General features: G+C 71.2%; 18 protein-coding genes. 7 read left to right on the top strand and 11 right to left on the bottom strand.

The window, feature by feature from the left end:
* Positions 1 to 23 precede the first annotated feature (23 nt).
* Positions 24 to 1,124 carry a branched-chain amino acid aminotransferase gene (locus AMO33_RS11825; protein WP_060592580.1) on the top strand — a complete coding sequence of 367 codons (1,101 nt, stop codon included), beginning with the start codon at positions 24 to 26 and terminating at the stop codon, positions 1,122 to 1,124.
* Positions 1,125 to 1,170: 46 nt separating this feature from the next.
* Here the strand turns inward: AMO33_RS11825 and AMO33_RS11820 are convergent, their stop codons facing one another.
* From AMO33_RS11820 to cobT, 3 genes are all read right to left on the bottom strand, one after another.
* Complete coding sequence (locus AMO33_RS11820; RefSeq protein ID WP_060592579.1) at positions 1,171 to 1,884, bottom strand: MBL fold metallo-hydrolase; 714 nt, start codon at positions 1,882 to 1,884, stop codon at positions 1,171 to 1,173.
* A 112-nt stretch (positions 1,885 to 1,996) separates the two neighbouring features.
* Positions 1,997 to 2,776, bottom strand: a complete 780-nt coding sequence (locus AMO33_RS11815; protein ID WP_060592577.1) for an adenosylcobinamide-GDP ribazoletransferase — start codon at positions 2,774 to 2,776, stop codon at positions 1,997 to 1,999.
* Positions 2,773 to 3,852 carry a nicotinate-nucleotide--dimethylbenzimidazole phosphoribosyltransferase gene (gene cobT, locus AMO33_RS11810; protein ID WP_060592575.1) on the bottom strand — a complete coding sequence of 360 codons (1,080 nt, stop codon included), beginning with the start codon at positions 3,850 to 3,852 and terminating at the stop codon, positions 2,773 to 2,775. Before cobT ends, AMO33_RS11815 begins: the two co-directional genes overlap by 4 nt.
* Before the next feature lie 144 nt (positions 3,853 to 3,996).
* On the opposite strand from cobT, the gene cobU reads away from it, so the two are divergent.
* Positions 3,997 to 4,539 (top strand): bifunctional adenosylcobinamide kinase/adenosylcobinamide-phosphate guanylyltransferase, encoded by a 543-nt coding sequence (gene cobU / locus AMO33_RS11805; RefSeq protein WP_231857958.1) that lies wholly within the window; start codon positions 3,997 to 3,999, stop codon positions 4,537 to 4,539.
* Between the two features lie 28 nt (positions 4,540 to 4,567).
* Here cobU and AMO33_RS11800 read toward each other — a convergent pair whose 3' ends face one another.
* Positions 4,568 to 5,536: a helix-turn-helix domain-containing protein gene (locus AMO33_RS11800; RefSeq protein ID WP_011208233.1), complete on the bottom strand. Its 969-nt coding sequence runs from the start codon at positions 5,534 to 5,536 to the stop codon at positions 4,568 to 4,570.
* 91 nt (positions 5,537 to 5,627) lie between these two features.
* Between AMO33_RS11800 and AMO33_RS31440 the strand changes: the two genes are divergently transcribed.
* Entirely contained in the window at positions 5,628 to 5,789 is a 162-nt protein-coding gene (locus tag AMO33_RS31440; RefSeq protein WP_011208234.1) for a hypothetical protein, read from the top strand.
* A gap of 57 nt (positions 5,790 to 5,846) precedes the next feature.
* On the opposite strand, the gene AMO33_RS11795 is transcribed toward AMO33_RS31440, so the two are convergent.
* On the bottom strand, positions 5,847 to 6,518 hold the full coding sequence (locus tag AMO33_RS11795) for a DUF3043 domain-containing protein (RefSeq protein WP_041560805.1): 672 nt from the start codon (positions 6,516 to 6,518) through the stop codon (positions 5,847 to 5,849).
* Positions 6,519 to 6,696: 178 nt separating this feature from the next.
* On the opposite strand from AMO33_RS11795, the gene AMO33_RS11790 reads away from it, so the two are divergent.
* Together AMO33_RS11790 and AMO33_RS11785 are read left to right on the top strand one after the other, a co-directional pair.
* A complete protein-coding gene (locus tag AMO33_RS11790; protein ID WP_011208236.1) occupies positions 6,697 to 7,047 on the top strand; it encodes a HesB/IscA family protein in 351 nt (116 codons plus the stop codon).
* Positions 7,048 to 7,166: 119 nt separating this feature from the next.
* Entirely contained in the window at positions 7,167 to 8,135 is a 969-nt protein-coding gene (locus tag AMO33_RS11785) for a carbohydrate kinase family protein (RefSeq protein ID WP_011208237.1), read from the top strand.
* 61 nt (positions 8,136 to 8,196) lie between these two features.
* Here the strand turns inward: AMO33_RS11785 and asnB are convergent, their stop codons facing one another.
* Positions 8,197 to 10,140, bottom strand: coding sequence for an asparagine synthase (glutamine-hydrolyzing) (asnB, locus tag AMO33_RS11780; RefSeq protein ID WP_060592573.1), 1,944 nt, complete (start codon positions 10,138 to 10,140; stop codon positions 8,197 to 8,199).
* Positions 10,141 to 10,506: 366 nt separating this feature from the next.
* On the opposite strand from asnB, the gene ctaC reads away from it, so the two are divergent.
* The gene (gene ctaC, locus AMO33_RS11775; protein ID WP_060593448.1) at positions 10,507 to 11,607 is read left to right on the top strand and encodes an aa3-type cytochrome oxidase subunit II; all 1,101 of its coding nucleotides are present in this window, start codon (positions 10,507 to 10,509) and stop codon (positions 11,605 to 11,607) included.
* A 13-nt stretch (positions 11,608 to 11,620) separates the two neighbouring features.
* Complete coding sequence (locus AMO33_RS11770) at positions 11,621 to 12,037, top strand: cytochrome c oxidase subunit 4 (RefSeq protein ID WP_011208240.1); 417 nt, start codon at positions 11,621 to 11,623, stop codon at positions 12,035 to 12,037.
* A 133-nt stretch (positions 12,038 to 12,170) separates the two neighbouring features.
* On the opposite strand, the gene AMO33_RS11765 is transcribed toward AMO33_RS11770, so the two are convergent.
* From AMO33_RS11765 to AMO33_RS11745, 5 genes are all read right to left on the bottom strand, one after another.
* Positions 12,171 to 13,364 carry an FAD-binding oxidoreductase gene (locus AMO33_RS11765; RefSeq protein WP_229434945.1) on the bottom strand — a complete coding sequence of 398 codons (1,194 nt, stop codon included), beginning with the start codon at positions 13,362 to 13,364 and terminating at the stop codon, positions 12,171 to 12,173.
* A 210-nt stretch (positions 13,365 to 13,574) separates the two neighbouring features.
* Positions 13,575 to 14,339 carry a sporulation protein gene (locus AMO33_RS11760; RefSeq protein ID WP_060592571.1) on the bottom strand — a complete coding sequence of 255 codons (765 nt, stop codon included), beginning with the start codon at positions 14,337 to 14,339 and terminating at the stop codon, positions 13,575 to 13,577.
* 133 nt (positions 14,340 to 14,472) lie between these two features.
* Entirely contained in the window at positions 14,473 to 15,195 is a 723-nt protein-coding gene (locus tag AMO33_RS11755; protein WP_011208243.1) for a lysophospholipid acyltransferase family protein, read from the bottom strand.
* 172 nt (positions 15,196 to 15,367) lie between these two features.
* On the bottom strand, positions 15,368 to 16,402 hold the full coding sequence (locus AMO33_RS11750) for an ROK family protein (protein ID WP_041559995.1): 1,035 nt from the start codon (positions 16,400 to 16,402) through the stop codon (positions 15,368 to 15,370).
* A complete protein-coding gene (locus tag AMO33_RS11745; protein ID WP_060592569.1) occupies positions 16,371 to 16,805 on the bottom strand; it encodes a hypothetical protein in 435 nt (144 codons plus the stop codon). The genes AMO33_RS11750 and AMO33_RS11745 overlap by 32 nt, the downstream gene beginning before the upstream one ends.
* Position 16,806: the final 1 nt, after the last annotated feature.

Genomic DNA, 16,806 nt, shown 5'->3' with positions numbered 1-16,806 from the left:
CGGGCACCGATAGGATCACCGGCATGACCGTTGCCGCACAGTTCGCCCGAATTCCCCATCCCGCGCCGCTCCCGGCGCAGCGGGTAGCGGAGATTCTGGCGGCACCCGGCTTCGGGCGGTACTTCACCGATCACATGGTCTCCATCGAGTACACCGAGGCGCAGGGCTGGAGCAACGCCAAGGTCGAGCCCTACGGCCCGCTGCAGATGGATCCGGCCACCATGGTGTTCCACTACGGTCAGGCGATCTTCGAGGGGCTCAAGGCCTACCGGCAGGCCGACGGCGGTGTCGCCACCTTCCGCATCGACGCCAACGCCGCCCGCTTCCGCCGCTCCGCGCGCCGGATGGCGATGGCCGAACTCCCCGACGAGCTGTTCGTCGAGTCGGTGCGCCAGCTGCTCGAGGTGGACGAGCGCTGGGTGCCCGCCGCGGGCGGTGAGGAGTCGCTGTACCTGCGGCCGTTCATGTTCGCCACCGAGGCGGGCCTGGGCGTGAAGCCCGCGTCGGCGTACACCTACCTGCTGCTCGCCTCGCCTGCCGGTGCGTACTTCCCGCGCGGGGTGAAGCCGGTGCGCGTGTGGCTGTCGACGGAGTATGTGCGCGCCGCCCCGGGCGGTACCGGCGAGGCGAAGGTGGCGGGCAACTACGCGGCGTCGCTGCTGGCCCAGGCGCAGGCCGCCGAGCAGGGCTGCGACCAGGTGGTGTGGCTGGACGCGTGCGAGCGCCGCTACGTCGAGGAGATGGGCACCAACAACCTGTTCTTCGTCTACGGCTCCGGTTCGCAGGCGCGGCTGGTGACCCCGGAGCTGTCCGGTTCGCTGCTGCCCGGCATCACCCGCGACTCGCTGCTCACCCTGGCCGCCGACTCCGGCTACCCGGTGGAGGAGCGCAAGATCTCGGTGGCGGAGTGGCGCGCGGGGGCGCAGTCGGGCGAGATCACCGAGGTCTTCGCCTGCGGCACCGCCGCGGTGATCACCCCGGTGGGCTGGGTGCGTTCGGCCGAGGGCGAATTCACCATCGGTGGCGGCGAGCCCGGCGAGGTGACGATGGCGCTGCGGGAAACCCTCACCGGTATCCAGCGCGGCACCTTCGCCGACATCCACGGCTGGATGCGGCGGCTCTGAGCATCCCGGGTGCGGTGGCGGCCTGCCCGCCACCGCACCGGCCGGATCAGCCCGGCATCAGCATGTGCCACTGTTCGAGCGTCTGCGGGCGCATGACGTAGTTGTTGTCGCGCACGGTCGACAGCGCGGCGCTGGGTTCCTCGGAGTACCAGTGCCCCGGGTAGACCACCGGGTCGCCGCTCAGCCCGGCCAGGTAGCGCAGGCTGCGGAACATCTCGTCGGAGTCGCCGCCCGGGAAGTCGGTGCGGCCGCAGCCGTCCACGAACAGCGTGTCCCCGGCGATGAGCCGGTCCTCGAACAGGAAGCACTGACTGCCCGGCGTGTGGCCGGGGGTGTGCAGCAGCTCGATGGTCATCGCGCCGACGGCGATGGTGTCGCCGTGCTCGTGGCCGGTGAGTTCGCTGGGCGCGATACCGGTCACGTCGGCGACCCAGGAAAGCTCATGGGTGTTCACGTGCACGGGCACGCTGGTCTTCTCCAGCAGTTCGGCCACGCCGCGCAGGGTGAAGCCGAGCATGGTGCCGCCGACGTGGTCGGGATGGTGGTGGGTGGCGAGCACGCCGGTCAGCCGCAGGCCGTCCGCCTCGGCGATGTCGACCAGATCGCCGGCCGCGTAGGCCGGATCGACCACCACGCAATCACCGGTCTCCCGATCACCGATCAGGTAGGCGAAGTTTCGCATCTGCGTCGCGATCGGGTCGCCGACGGCGAAATCGCGCCCGGACAGCAGCTGCCGGAAGTAGAGACGGTCGGAAGACATACGCTCACCCTAGAGCCAGCACCCCGGCGTCGGCGCATCGGCGGCAATAAAATACCGGTCGGTTGGATCTAGGGCTTATGTGACCGCTGGTTCTCACCGGGTGCGGCATCGATCAGTGCGTAACCATCGAGAAGCCGACGGCCGCGACGGCGACCGTGGTCTCGATCGCGGCGCCGAGCACGTCACCGGACAGGCCCTCGAAGCGCCGCACACAGTGCCGGACCAGCAGGAGCGCCGCCGCGACGGCGACCAGCACGACCAGCGGCCCGAGCCACGCCCGCCCCGGCACGGCGAACACCGCGCACACCGCGGCGAGCACGGTCCACACCACCCCGGTCGCCGGATGCTGGGTGGCCGCCACGAGACTGCCGAAGCCGGTGCCGGGCGCGGCGGGGGCGCGGCGGCAGGCGAGCACGACGACGACCCGCCCGAGCGCCACCGCGAGCCCGATCGCGAGCCAGCGCCCCTCGGCGGCGGCCGTCCCGAAGGCCAGTGCGGGCACTCCGACGGCGAACGCGATCGCCGCGACGCCGAACGGCCCGACGTCGCCGCCCTTCATGATCTGCCTGGCTCGCTCCGGCGGCCCGTAGCTGCCGAGGCCGTCGGCGGTGTCGGCCAGTCCGTCCAGGTGCATGCCGCGCGTGGCCACCGCGAGAGCGCCGACGGTGAGCAGGGCCGCGAGCCCTGTGCTCAGTCCCGCCGCGACGAGCGACCAGGTGAGCCCGGCCGCCGCGGCGCCGAGCACGACACCCACCACCGGGGCCAGCGCGATCGCCCGGGCGGCACCGGCCCGGTCGACCTCCTCGGGTCCGCGGACGGGTAGCACGGTCAGCCAGGAGAACGCCAGCCGCAGCCCGTCCGGCCAGGACACCCGCCGCCCCGGCGCGGTCATTTGCGCAGGTTCAGCGCGGATTCCGCCGCGGTGGGTGCGGCGGTGCTGACGCCCGCCTCGTCGAAGGTGGCCATCTCCGCCAGGGCGGCGACGGCCGCGCGCAGGATCGGCAGCGCGGTGAGCGCGCCGGACCCCTCGCCCAACCGCATCTCCATATCGATGAGCGGATCCAGCCGCAGCTGCCGCAGCGCGAGCGCGTGGGCGGGCTCGGTGGAGCGGTGCCCGGCCAGCCACCAGGCGCTCGCCCCGGCCGCCAGATCCTCGGCGACCAGCGCGGCGGCGGTGACGACCACGCCGTCGAGCAGGACGGGAGTGCGACGCACGGCGGCCTGGGCCAGGAAACCGGCGGTGGCCGCGATGTCGGCGCTCGCGGCCACGCGCAGCAGGTCGACGGGATCCTTGTGCACCGGCCGGGCCCGGCGCATCGCGTCGCGGATGGCGGCCACCTTGCGGATCCACCCGGCGTCGTCGACACCGGTGCCGCGGCCGACGGCGGCGACCGGTTCGGTGTCGGTGAGCGTCGCGATCAGCACGGTCGCGGGCGTGGTGTTGCCGATGCCCATGTCCCCGGCGATCAGCAGGTCGGCCCCCGCGTCGATCTCCTCGTCGGCGATGGCGCGACCGGCGGCGAGCGCGGCCTCGACCTCCTCGCCGGAGAGCGCGTCCTCGCGGTCGATGCGGCCGCTGGAGCGGCGGACCTTGTGGCCGGACACCGCCGGGTCGGTGTCGGCGTCCACCGCGATGTCGACCACCCGCACGGTGGCGTCGGCGACCCTGGCCAGCGCGTTGACCGCGGCGCCCCCCGCGAGGAAGTTGGCGACCATCTGCGCGGTGACCTCGCTCGGATAGGCCGAGACGCCGTGCCCGGCCACCCCGTGATCCCCGGCGAACACCACCACGCGGGCCCGCTCGAACTGCCGGGGCGGACACACGCCCTGGCAGGCCGCCACCCAGTTGCCCAGCCGTTCCAGCCTGCCCAGTGACCCGGCCGGTTTGGTCAGGCGAGCCTGCCGCTGTTCGGCCTCCGCGCGGATCCGCGCGTCGGGGGGCGCAACCGGTCCGAATCCGTGTGTCACTAGTCGAGCCTCTCGGGTCGGGCAGCGGCGTCCGCGCCGCGCGTCGTCGCGCCCAATCTTGCCCGGCGCGCGGACGGGCGCGCCACGGCACCCGGCGGCGCACCCCGCACGACCAGGTCGCGCGGCGTTGGTAGCGTGCTCGCCGTGGCGGATGGTGTGACGCGGCGGACGCTGGTGCTCGGCGGGGCGCGGTCCGGGAAATCGGCCTTCGCCGAGCGCCTGGCGGGCGAATCGGCGACGGTGCGGTACCTGGCCACCGCCGTGCTCGACCCGGCCGACACCGATTTCGCCGACCGCGTCGCCGGGCACCGGGCCCGCCGCCCGGCGCACTGGACGACGGTCGACAGTGCCGATCCCGCAACCGTTCTCACCGCCGAGCCGGGCTTTCCCGGGGCGACACTCGTCGACGACCTCGGCACCTGGCTGACCGCGCGCATCGACGCGCTCGACGCCTGGGACGCCCCGCGCGGCACCGTCGCCCCCGCGGCCGACGCACTGGTGGCCGCGGTGCGCGACTACCCGGGCCGCTTGGTGATCGTCAGCCCGGAGGTGGGCATGGGCGTCGTCCCGGCGACCCGCTCGGGACGGCTGTTCCGCGACGAGATCGGCGCCCTCAACCAGGCGCTCGCGGCCGTCTGCGAGGAGGCGTATCTGGTCGTCGCCGGCCTGCCGCTGCGACTGAAATGAGCGCTGCGGCCGAAATGAGCGCGGACGCTCAGGAGGGTCGCCGTCCGAACCGGCGGCGATATTCGGTGGGGGCGATGCCGACCTGGCGCTGGAAGTGGTGGCGCAGCAGCGCGCCGGACCCGAAGCCGCAGCGGGCCGCGATCTGCTCCAGGCCCAGATCGGTCTCCTCGAGCAGGTGCTCGGCGCGCAGCACGCGCTGATTGGTCAGCCACTTGACCGGGGTGGTGCCGGTCTCGGCGGCGAAGCGGCGGGCGAAGGTGCGGGTCGACATGCTGGCGCGGGCCGCCAGGCTCTCGACGGTGTGCGGCAGCTCGAGGTGCTCGCTCATCCACAGCAGTGTCTCGCCCAGACTGTCGGCCTCGCAGTCGGCGACCGGGCGTTCGATGAACTGACGCTGACCGCCGTCGCGCTGCGGCGGCACCACCATCCGGCGCGCGATGCCGTTGGCGGCGGCGCTGCCGATCTCGCGGCGCACCAGGTGCAGGCAGGCATCGATGCCCGCGGCGGTGCCCGCGCTGGTGATCAGATCGCCCTCGTCGACGAACAGGACGTCGGGGTCGACGGTGGCCTTCGGGTAGCGGGCGGCGAGCTGATCGACGTAGCGCCAGTGGGTGGTGCACTTGCGGCCGTCCAGGAGTCCGGCCGCGCCGGCCACGAACGCGCCCGAGCACACCGTGAGCACCGTCGCTCCCGCGTCCGCGGCCGCCCGGACCGCCTCGACCAGCTGGGGGTCGAGGTCGCCGGTGAGCGCGCTGACCGGCGCGGCGGGCACCGCCACCAGATCGGCTCGGGCGAGTTCGGCCAGGTCGTATTCCGGGGTGACGGTGACGCCCGGGGTGGTGGACCGCAGCGGTTTGCCGGGTTCGGCGCCGCAGACCTTGAAGTCGAAGCCCGGCAGGCCGTCGGCGGTGCGGTCGAGGCCGAACACCTCGCACACCACGCCGAACTCGAACATGGCCAGCTTCTCGAACAGCGGGACCGCGACCTTCGACAGCATTCTCCCAGCGTAACCGCTCTGGCCGGATATTTGCGAACAATGTCAGAGCTGCCACTGTTGGTGAAAACTGCACGGTCGCAAAATTACTGCCATGACGGCTTTGATTCTCACCCTCGCGGCGCTCGGCTTCCTCGGCCTGCTGCTCGCCCTCGGGCACGGGCTCTCCGGTTCCTCTCCCGTGGTCGACCGGGACGCGCAGCGCGTGCGCGCCGAACTCGACGCCATCGCGGGCCGCCTCACCCATCACCGCTGACACAACGCGACGGCCGCCCGTCCGGGTGGACGAGCGGCCGTGCGGTATCGAGCGCGGTCAGACCGGATCGCCCGGCCCGACGCGGGGCTTGGGCGCGCGCATCTTGCGGATCTGCGAGGCGCGCACGAAGGCGTACCAGCCGAGCTTGAAGCCGGTGTCGGTGGTGTCGGGGAACTTCTCCAGCACCCGGTTGTTGACCAGCCTGCCCAGCAGCACGCCCTCGATCGCCATGAACAGCATCATCACGAGCATGACCAACGTCACGATGGTCTGTAGGCCGGGTGCGGCGAACATCGACAGGATCAGCACCAGTGCCATCGGCATGAACAGGCCGACCAGGTTGCGCCGGGCGTCGACGATGTCGCGCACGAAGGCGCGCACCGGGCCCTGATCGCGGGGCAGCAGGTACTTGTCCTCGCCGGCCAGCATCCTGGCGCGCCGCTCCTGCGCGGCCAGCCTGCGCTCGGCGGCGGCGGCCTTGCGCTCCTCGCGGGTGCCACGGGTGGCCTTGCGTCGCGCCCGCGCCTCCTTCGCGGTCAGCGGGGCGGGCGCGACCGGGCCGCGCCGCTTGCCTTGCGCCTCACGCCGTTTGGGGGTGGGGCGGCCCTTGCCGGGCGTCGTGGTCGGACTGGTTTTCGTGGTGGTGACGGCCGGGCCGCCGGTCGCGTCCGCCGTCGATTCGGCGGTCGCGTCGGTGGTGCCGGCCTGGCCGCGACGGAAGAACTTCACGTTCACCAGGCTATTCGATGTCACAGCTCACGTGGCAACGTGGTCGGTTCCCGGTGAGGCCGGCTCGGCGTCCGCGCGCGACGGTGGCAAGATGGGGAATAGCAGCCCGTGCAGTGGCGTTGACTCCACGAGCCGTGCGCTGTTCACGGGTTGACCACAGCTGTCCTTAGGAGAGTTCATGACTGTGCAGAACGAGACGACCACCCACGGTGTGACTCTGACCGACGCCGCTGCCGCCAAGGCCAAGGCGCTGCTGGATCAGGAAGGCCGCGACGACCTGGCGCTGCGGATCGCCGTGCAGCCGGGCGGCTGTGCCGGTCTGCGCTACCAGCTCTTCTTCGACGACCGCAGCCTCGACGGTGACCTGACCGCCGACTTCGGCGGCGTCACCCTGGCCGTCGACCGGATGAGCGCCCCCTACGTGCAGGGTGCGTCGATCGACTTCGTCGACACCATCGAGAAGCAGGGTTTCACCATCGACAACCCGAACGCCACCGGCTCCTGCGCCTGCGGCGATTCCTTCAACTGAGGCCGTTTCCGGCCACGAGGCGGCTCCTTCCGGGCGGCCGGTGTTGATACGGTGAGGGCCTGGCCCGGTGCGTCCGGGCCCGCACCGTCTGCCGCCTACCGCTGAAGGGGCCCCGCCTCGTGTCTATCGCCGTGTCCGCGTCCATCGCGACCGACCACCTCATGCGCTTTCCCGGACGGTTCGCCGATGTGCTGCTGGCCGACCAGCTCGACCATGTCTCGCTGAGCTTCCTCGTCGACGATCTGCAGATCCGCCGTGGCGGCGTCGCGGGCAACATCGCCTTCGCGATGGGCGTGCTCAATCGCTCGCCGCTGCTCGTGGGCGCGGTCGGCGCCGATTTCGGCGAGTACCGGGCGTGGCTGGAGAAGCACGGCGTGGACTGCTCCACCGTGCACGTCTCCGACCGGGCACACACCGCCCGGTTCGTGTGCACCACAGACGACGACATGGCCCAGATCGCCTCGTTCTACCCGGGTGCGATGAGCGAGGCCCGCGACATCTCCATCGCCGAACTGGCCGGGAGCAAGCAACTCGATCTGGTGCTGATCGGCGCCAACGACCCCGAGGCGATGCTGCGCCACACCGACGAGTGCCGGGAACTGGGCATTCCGTTCGCGGCCGACCCGTCCCAGCAGCTGGCCCGCCTCGACGGCGACCAGGCCGTGCGGCTCATCGACGGCGCCGCCTATCTGTTCACCAACAAGTACGAGTGGGGCCTGCTGCTGCAGAAGACCGGCCTGAGCGAGGCCGAGGTCGCCGCCCGGGTCGGCATCCGGGTGACCACCCTCGGCGCCGAGGGCGTGCTCGTGGTCGACGCCGACGGCAGCGAAGTGCGCGTCGGTGTGGTGCCCGAGCGCGAGAAGGTCGAACCGACGGGTGTCGGCGACGCCTTCCGCGCCGGCTTCCTCACCGGCCACACCGCGGGCCTGAGCCTCGAGCGTGCCGCCCAGCTCGGCTCGCTGGTCGCCGTGCTCGTCCTGGAGACGATGGGCACCCAGGAATGGACGCTCAACAAGGACGACGCCCTCGACCGGCTCACCCAGGCGTACGGCCCCGACGCCGCCGCCGACATCAAGCCCCTGCTCTGAGCGCGAAACGCCGACGCCCCGATCCGGCACGGACCGGGGCGTCGGCGTTTCGCGGCCGTGGTCAGAGGGTGACCGGGTAGACCGGTTCCTGGATGTCCGGCTTGATGCGGTCCTCGACGAAGATGCCGTGCCAGACCATGAAGACCAGCAGCGTCCACAGGCGTCGGCTGTGGTCGGCGCGGCCCGCGCGGTGCTCGACGAGCATCGCGGTGATCGCGGCCTTGTCCAGCAGGTGGTCGGTCTGCGACTCGGCGATCTGGGTGTGCGCCCAGTCGTAGAGTTCGGTGCCGCGCAGCCAGTGCCGCAGCGGCACCGGGAAGCCGAGCTTGGCCCGGTGCAGCACATGCGCGGGCACGATGCCCTCGAGCGCCTGGCGCAGCGCGTACTTGGTGGTGTGCTTGGTGATCTTCTGGTCGAAGGGCAGCTGCTCGGCGACCCGGCGCACCTCGGTGTCGAGGAACGGCACCCGCAGCTCCAGCGAGTTGGCCATCGTCATCTTGTCGGCCTTGACCAGGATGTCGCCGCGCAACCAGGTGAACAGGTCCAGGTGCTGCATCCGGGCCACCGGATCCCAGCCGCGCGACTGCGCGTAGATCGGGGCGGTGACGTCCTGGTGGGTCCACTCCGGCCGGAACTCGCGCAGCACCGCCCGCAGCTGGGCGTCGTTGAAGCTGCGCGCGTTGCCGTAGTAGCGCTCCTCGAGGGTGAGCGAACCACGATGCAGCAGGCTCTTGCCCCGGGTACCGTCCGGGATGCGCTCCGACAGCCGCCCGGCCAGTCGGCGCAGCCCCTTGGGCAGGTACTCGAACGGCCGGAGCGACAACGGCTCCCGATAGATGGTGTAGCCGCCGAACAGCTCGTCGGCGCCCTCGCCGGACAGCACCACCTTGACGTGCTTGCGTGCCTCCTTGGCCACGAAGTACAGCGGCACCAGCGCGGGATCGGCCACCGGGTCGTCGAGGTACCACACGATCTCGGGGATGGCGGCGGCGAACTCGGCGGGGGAGACCACCTTGACGATGTGGCGCGCCCCGATCGCCGCGGCGCTCTCGGCGGCCACGTCCACCTCGGAGTAGCCCTCGCGCTCGAACCCGGTGGTGAAGGCGATCAGGTTCGGGTTGTGCCGCATGGCCAGCGCCGCCACCGCGGTGGAGTCGATGCCGCCGGACAGGAACGAGCCGACGGTCACGTCGGCGCGCATGTGCTTGGCGACGGAGTCCTCTAGCGCGGCCGCGATCTCGTTGTAGCGGGTCTGCGCCGAGCCGGGAGCGAACGGGCGCACCGGGAAGCGCGGGGTGAAGTAGCGGGTCACCTGCGGCGCCGCGCCCGGCCGCACCACCGCGTAGGTGCCCGACTCGAGCCTGCGGATGCCCTTGTGCAGGGTTTCCGGCTCGGGCACGTACTGCAGCACCGTGTAGTGCTCGAGCGCGCGGGGGTCCAGGTCGTCGGACAGGCGCAGCGCGGGCAGCAGGTCGAGCAGGCTCTTCTTCTCGCTGCCGAACGCCGTGCCGCCGGGGCCGGTGGCCAGGAACAGCGGCTTGATACCGAACGGATCGCGGGCCAGGAACAGCTCGCGGGTCTGGGTGTCCCAGATGGCGAAGCCGAACATGCCGCGCAGCTTGGCCACCGCCTCGGCGCCCCAGTAGTGGTAGGCGGCGACGATCGCCTCGCTGTCGCCCTCGGTGCGGAACATGGGTGCGTCGCCGAATTTGGCCGCGTGCGCGGCCGCGAGTTCCTCGCGCAGCTCCAGGTAGTTGTAGATCTCGCCGTTGAAGGTCAGCGCGTAGCGCTCCGGGTTCTCCGGCGGACCCCAGCGCAGCGGCTGGTGGGAGTGCTCGATGTCGATGATCGACAGGCGGTTGAACCCGAAGACGAGGTGGTCGTCGTGCCAGGTGCCACGTTCGTCCGGTCCACGGTGGCGCATGCAGTGCAGCGCGTTGTAGACCTGGTCCACCACCTCGGATGTCGCCGCGTCAGCTGTCAGGAATCCGAGCAGTCCGCACACGTGTCGGCAACCTCGTTTCTCCGGTCGTGGGGATGCCGCGGGCAGCGCGGCCGAAATACTGTGTCCGAGTATGCCGCACGCGCGGTCCGCGCGCGCCGCGCCCACCCTGTCCTGCGGCGATACCCTGGTGACGGCCGCAGCGACGGCCCCGAGCCGGCGGTGGGCGAGTGTCGAACCCGACCCGGCGACATACCGGACGCGAGTTTGGTCTACGCTGCGTAGTACTCAGGTCGTTCTCAGGCGCCGCGTGTCCGTCGTGGCCGCCGCCCGGGGAGGGTCTGAAACGTGCTTGGAACGTGTCGTCAGGGCGGATCGCGGCCCCGGCGGCGCACTGTCGGAATGTGTGGCGACCAGGAAGGCGTGAGCGTGGCGCACAAGGCGAGCGAAGAGATCGGGGCACGACCCGTTCGGGGTCGGCAGGGCCGCATCCTTCGGCGGGCCGGGCTGGCGGTGTCCTTGGGGATCACCGCGATGCTCGTCTCGGGCTGCTCGATCGACAATGTTTGGCTGCGGTTCGGCTGGCCCTCGGGCGTCACGCCGCAGGCGACCCGGATGCGGGAGCTGTGGACCTGGTCGATCATCGCCGCGCTGGCGATGGGCGTGCTGGTCTGGGGTCTGACCTTCTGGACCGTCGTCTTCCACCGCAAGAAGAAGGACTCGCCGGAGTTCCCGCGCCAGACCGGCTACAACGTGCCGCTGGAGCTGACCTACACGGCGATCCCGTTCGTCATCATCGCGGTGCTGTTCTACTTCACCGTCGTCGTGCAGAACTACGTGCACGAGAAGGTGGCCGACCCGGACGTCACCGTCGACGTGACCGCCTTCCAGTGGAACTGGAAGTTCGGTTACCGCGAGGTCGACTTCAAGGACGGCGGCTACCAGTTCAACGGCATCGACACCGCCCGTGAGGAAGCCGCGCAGGCGCAGCTGAAGGAGTACGAGGAGCGGGTCGACACCGAGCACGGCCACCCGCAGCCCGGCCCGGTGCACGGCAAGCCGGAGAACGACATCCTCTCCTACCTGCACTACGACACCGTCGAGACCGTGGGCACCAGCACCGAGATCCCCGTCCTGGTGCTGCCGACCGGCAAGGTCATCGAGTTCCAGCTCGCCGCCGCCGACGTCATCCACGCCTTCTGGGTGCCGGAGTTCCTGTTCAAGCGCGACGTGATGCCGAACCCGAAGGAGAACCACTCCGACAACGTCTTCCAGATCACCGAGATCGAGAAGGAAGGCGCCTTCGTCGGCCGCTGCGCGGAGATGTGCGGCACCTACCACTCGATGATGAACTTCGAGGTCCGGGCGGTCTCGCCGGAGAAGTTCACCCGCTACCTGGACGAGCGTCGCGCGGGCAAGACCAACGCCGAGGCGCTGCAGGCGATCGGCGAGTCCCCGGTGGCGACCTCCACCCGCCCGTTCAACACCGACCGGACTGTCAAGAGCGCGGCCGCGCCCGAGGCCGAGTGAGGATTGATCTGACATGAGGATCGAAGCGCGCATCTTCGAACTGCTGACGGTGTTCTTCATCATCGTCGGCGTCGTCTACGGCTTCTTCACCGCCCAGTCGCGTACCGGCGTCGAATGGGCGGGCACCACCGCCATCGTGCTGACCGCGGGTCTGTCGCTGATCATCGGCACCTACTTCCGGTTCGTCGCCCGACGTCTGGACCTGCGCCCGGAGGACTACGAGGACGCCGAGATCGTGGACGGCGCGGGCGACTTGGGCTTCTTCTCGCCCGGCAGCTTCTGGCCCATCCTGCTGGCCGGCGCCGGTTCGGTGGCCGCCCTCGGCCTGGCCTTCTTCGAGCCGTGGCTGATCGCCGTCGGCGTGATCTGCGTGATCGCGGCCGCCGCGGGCCTGGTCTTCGAGTACCACCTCGGACCCGAGAAGCACTGAGCTGGTTCACACTCCGACATACAGCGCCCCATCGGAAACGGTGGGGCGCTGTGCGTTGTCGGGGGGCACGCGCAGAGCACGGCGAACGGCCGGTCCGGAATGCCCGGACCGGCCGCTGTGACGTCCGGCTGCCCTACTGGGCCGATTCGTAGCGCATGGCGTGCTCGGAGGCGCAGATCTCGTCGATACCCGCCACGATGTCGCGCAGCAGCTCCGACGGCAGCGCCGAGGGCCGCAGGCGGCAGGTGAAGGTGATCAGGCCGTGGTCCTCCACCGGCAGGTTGCGCGCCGAGGCCTCCGCGCGCAGGTACTTCGACCGCACACCGTAGGTCATCGCGGAGATGACGGTGAAGCAGCCGGTGCGCTCACGATGCCCGGCGAACAGATCGTGCAGTCGGTAGAACACCGAGGCGTAGGTCGACATCGGCGCGAACACGCCGACCCGGTAGGCGGGGCCGCGCTCGGAGGAACTGATGACGGTGTCGGCCAGGTACTCCGCGTCGCGCAGGGTGAGCACCTTCGGCGCGAACATCAGCGCACCCGCGGCGGCGTTGCGCACCGGCATGCCCGCCCGCCCGCCCGCGTGCGAGGCGATCGCGCCCAGCGATTTGCGGGTGCGGGTGCCGACCTCGCGCCGGGCCCGCAGCGACCGGGTCGGGGTGGTGGGGTAGAGGCTCGACCACTGCCCGAAGCGGACGGTGCCCAGCTGCACGTGCCCGGTGCCGACCGGCCGCGCGACCTTCAGCGGCGCGGTGTCGACCCAGCGGCCCACCTGGAGCACCGCGTTGCCCGGCCGCACGATCTCGGCATGGGCGTGCTCGACGAAGGAGTCGAAGTCCAGGAACCGGTCGGCGTCGGTGGTGAGCCAGGTGTGGTCCTTGTCGACCTCGACGGTGTCGAGGGTGAGCGCGGTGATGATGCCCGCGCGCCCGCCCGCGCCGAGGATGCGATGGAAGCGCTCGGTGTGGTGGTTGCGGCCGCAGGTGCCGATCCGCCCGTCCGGGTCCACGTACTCCAGATCGACGATCTGGTCGATGAACAGACCGTAGCGGTGCGAGGCGCTGCTGACGCCGCCGACCGAGGCGAACCCGCCCGCGGTGATGTCGCGGTGGTCGCCGACGATCGGCAGGCCGAGCCCGTGCGCGCCGAGTCGGCGATCGATGTCGGACAGCTTGGCGCCCGCCTGGACCCGGACCGTGCGCCTGCCCAGGTTGATGTCGAGCACCGCGTTCATCCGGCGCAGCGAGACCACCGCGCGGTGGTCGGGCACCAGCAGGCTGTCCTCGAACGCCTCACCGCCACGGACGGTGAGACGCTCGGCGCGCACTCGCGAATCCCGCACAGTGCGAACGACATCCGCGGTGTCACGGGGGAGATATTCTTCGGCGGAGACAGTCTGCGGCGTGCTCATGGCAGGAAACTTAACCACAGCCGAGCCACTTGTGCGCACTCGAAGCCGAGCCCGATCCGAGCGCCCCCGGACGACCCGGGACGACCTGCATCGATGCGGGATCCGGCGCCAGTCCCCTCGACCGGCTCAGCCGGCCAGCCGGGCGATGCGGTGGTGCAGTTCGCCCGCCCAGTCGATGCCGTCGAGGCGATGGTGTTCCACCCACAGCCCGTCGAAGACGTCGCGGCCCTCGCCGAGCCAGCCGCCGCGCTTGTCCGCCTCGAGCACGACGCTCATCCCGCTCTCGGTGGGCACGAAGGTGACCTCGAGCTGGTTCAGTCGCGGGTAGTGCGGGCAGGGACCGAATTCGATCTCCTGATAGAAGGGCAGGGTCTGCGGAGTGTTGTGCACCCGGCCGGATTCCACGTCCGCGCTGCGCAGCGGGAAACCCAGCCGCTCCACCGCCGCCAGGATCACGTGCTGGGCCGGCAGCGCGCCGACCCCGATCGGGTCGGTGTCGGCGGCGTCGGTCGCGCCGCGGATCTCCACGATCGTGCGCAGCGCGACCGTGGTGCCCGGCAGGTGCCTGCCGTTGTAGAAGGTGATCGGCGTTTCCATCGGCGCCCGTGCGCCGAACCGGAATTCGAGCACCGCCCCGGCGGGCAGGTGCAGCGGGCCGGTGACGCCGACCCGGCCGAAACCGATCTCGCGCACGCCCTCGTGGTCGTCGTACTCGACTTCGGCCCGGGTGACGAACTCGACGGCGATCTGCGAGATGTCCTGGGCCACCTGGCCACCGCGCAACCGGATCACTCCGTCGACCACCCCGCCCGGCTGCACGCCGGGAGTGAACAGCTGGGTCTCGACCTCGGCGCCGCCGACCCCGGCCGCGGCAAGCAACTTCTTGAACATGCCGGGAAGTCTGGCGGCCGCGGCTGAAGAAGATCTTGCCGACGGCTTGGCTTGTGAGCAACGTCATCTCGTCTGGGCACGAAAAAGGCCCCGGGAAACGGGTTCTCGGGGCCGGTCGCGGGTCGGTCGGTGCTCAGCTCGCCGCGGTGTCGGGGATGCGGGGTGCCTCCGGCTTGGAGCCCGAGGGCACGCCCTTGAGGCTGTGCGCGTACACGTCGACGTACTCCTGGCCGCTCAGGCGCATCAGCTCGTACATGACCTCGTCGGTGACGGCGCGTTCGACGAAGCGGTTGCCGCCCATGCCCTCGTACCGGGAGAAGTCGATGGGGGCGCCGAACTTCACGGTCACCTTGTGGCGGCGCCACCGGAACGGTCCGGGCGGGGCGACCTTGTCGGTGCCGATCACCGCCACCGGGATGACCGGGACGCCGGTCTCGAGCGCCAGGCGCGCCATGCCGGTCTTGCCCTTGTAGAGCCTGCCGTCGGGGGAGCGGGTGCCCTCCGGGTAGAGGCCGACGAGCTTGCCCTGGTCGAGCAGCTTGCGGGCGGCGTTGAGGGCGTCCTCGGCCGCGTCGGCGCCGCTGCGGTCGATGGGGTACTGGCCGGTGCCGCTGAAGAAGAACTTCTGCAGGCGGCCCTTGATGCCCGGGGTGGTGAAGTACTCGGCCTTGGCGAGGTAGTTGATCCGGCGCGGGCTCAGCAGCGGGGCGAAGAGCCAGTCGGCGATGGACAGATGGTTACCCGCCAGGATCGCCGGGCCGTCGGACGGAATGTTCTCCACGCCTTCGACGGTCGGGCGGTTGTAGACACGGATGAAGGGCCCCACGAGCACGAATTTGAGCAGCCAGTAGAACATGACGTCCTTCCCCCAGGGGGACCGGGATAGAGGTGAGCAACCTGCGACACGTGCGACTTTACCGCTGGTCGGAGATCACATCCAACCACGACGGGGCCCTCGGCCACATTCGCCGCGCCGGGTGGCGTGGGTCGTGTCACAGCCGCCCCGAGATCGAACGTGTGTGCGAATCTCAGCGGCCCGTGCCGACCCGGCGCGACGGCGGTGCGGCAGGTTCGGACAGCACCGCCCTGGCCAGTTCGGCGGCGCCGATCATGCCCGCGGCCTCGCCCAGCTGGGTGGTGCGGATGCGGGCGAGCGGGCGGTGCCCGGCCCCGGTCACCGCGCGGGCGTACTCCTCGCGCGCGTCGTCGAGGAACAGCGGAGCCGAGCTGCTCACCCCACCGGCCACCACGATGAGATCGGGGTCGAAGATGTCGCTGACGAAGGCCAGGCCGAGGCCGAGCCAGCGGCCGAAGTCGGCGACCGCGGCCAGCGCCACCGGATCGCCGTCCTGCGCCGCCCCGGCGACGCGGCGACCGGTGAGCGCGCCAGGATCGCTGAACACCTCCCTGGCCAGCACCGTCGACTCGGACGGATCGGTGGCCAGCAGCTCGATCGCGGTGTCGGCCAGGGCGGTGCCGCTGCAATAGCGTTCCCAGCAGCCACGTTTGCCGCACGGGCAGGCGCGGCCGTTCGGGACCACCTGCAGGTGCCCCAGTTCCGGGGCGACACCGTGCGTGCCGCGATACAGCGCGCCGCCGACCAGCAGCGCCGCGCCGATGCCGGTGCCGATGGCGACCAGGACGACGTTGTGCCCGCCCGCCGCGGCCCCGAACCGGTATTCGGCCCAGGCCGCCGCGTTGGCGTCGTGCTCGAGGATCACCGGGAGGCCGAGGCGCTCGGTGAGCTGGCGGGCCACCGGCGCATCCCGCCAGGGCAGATGCGGGGCGAAGCGGACCGCCGCGCGGTGCTCGTCGACGAACCCCGCGACGGCCAGTCCCACCGCGGCGATGCGGTGCCGCGCGCACAGTTCGCGCACCGCACGGTCGAGAGCGTCCTCGAGCGCGCGGGCGCTGTGCGGGGTGGGGGCCTGGACGGTGTCGAGCACCTCGCCCGCGGCATCCACCACGGAGGCCCGAATGTTGGTGCCGCCGACATCGATGCCGACGGTGAGGGGCGCCGCGGCGGTCACGTCACGACCTGACGGTGACGGGGATGTCGACATAACCCGGTCGCGTCCCGGCTGCGCCGCTCCGCGCGGACTCGCCGGTGCGCGGGGCATGTTCGTGCCGCGCACCGGTTTCCGGGTCGGTCTCGGTGGGCAGCACCGGCTCGACCGGCGTGCCGGCCAGCGCCTCGCGCAGCACGGTGACGATGGCGGTGCCGTGGTCGGCGATGGCGGCGAGCACGTCGTGGTGTTCTCCGCGCACGAGCGCCGCGGCCGCGCACACCGGGCACCAGCTGCAACTGGACCACTCCGGCTGTCCCTCGGCGGCGCTGCGCCGCAGCACCGGCTCGACGCGCTCGAGCACGGTCTCGGCGAGCAGGCGCAGTTCCTCGGCGAACTCGGCGAACGAATCGGGCTGTCCCCCGGAACGGGCGTCGCGCCCGTGCGATTCGGAGCTCATC

Source organism: Nocardia farcinica, assembly GCF_001182745.1.
GTDB lineage: Bacteria > Actinomycetota > Actinomycetes > Mycobacteriales > Mycobacteriaceae > Nocardia > Nocardia farcinica.
Note: the sequence above shows the minus strand (reverse complement) of the source record. Positions and strands in the feature narration are given on the sequence as shown.

What these genes read in the sequence shown, in the direction of transcription:
- AMO33_RS11825 (WP_060592580.1), top strand. Translation starts at nt 24, where the DNA reads ATGACCGTTGCCGCACAGTTCGCCCGAATTCCCCATCCCGCGCCGCTC.
- AMO33_RS11820 (WP_060592579.1), bottom strand. Translation starts at nt 1,884, where the DNA reads ATGTCTTCCGACCGTCTCTACTTCCGGCAGCTGCTGTCCGGGCGCGAT.
- AMO33_RS11815 (WP_060592577.1), bottom strand. Translation starts at nt 2,776, where the DNA reads ATGACCGCGCCGGGGCGGCGGGTGTCCTGGCCGGACGGGCTGCGGCTG.
- AMO33_RS11800 (WP_011208233.1), bottom strand. Translation starts at nt 5,536, where the DNA reads ATGCTGTCGAAGGTCGCGGTCCCGCTGTTCGAGAAGCTGGCCATGTTC.
- AMO33_RS31440 (WP_011208234.1), top strand. Translation starts at nt 5,628, where the DNA reads ATGACGGCTTTGATTCTCACCCTCGCGGCGCTCGGCTTCCTCGGCCTG.
- AMO33_RS11790 (WP_011208236.1), top strand. Translation starts at nt 6,697, where the DNA reads ATGACTGTGCAGAACGAGACGACCACCCACGGTGTGACTCTGACCGAC.
- AMO33_RS11770 (WP_011208240.1), top strand. Translation starts at nt 11,621, where the DNA reads ATGAGGATCGAAGCGCGCATCTTCGAACTGCTGACGGTGTTCTTCATC.
- AMO33_RS11760 (WP_060592571.1), bottom strand. Translation starts at nt 14,339, where the DNA reads ATGTTCAAGAAGTTGCTTGCCGCGGCCGGGGTCGGCGGCGCCGAGGTC.
- AMO33_RS11755 (WP_011208243.1), bottom strand. Translation starts at nt 15,195, where the DNA reads ATGTTCTACTGGCTGCTCAAATTCGTGCTCGTGGGGCCCTTCATCCGT.
- AMO33_RS11750 (WP_041559995.1), bottom strand. Translation starts at nt 16,402, where the DNA reads ATGTCGACATCCCCGTCACCGTCAGGTCGTGACGTGACCGCCGCGGCG.
- AMO33_RS11745 (WP_060592569.1), bottom strand. Translation starts at nt 16,805, where the DNA reads ATGAGCTCCGAATCGCACGGGCGCGACGCCCGTTCCGGGGGACAGCCC.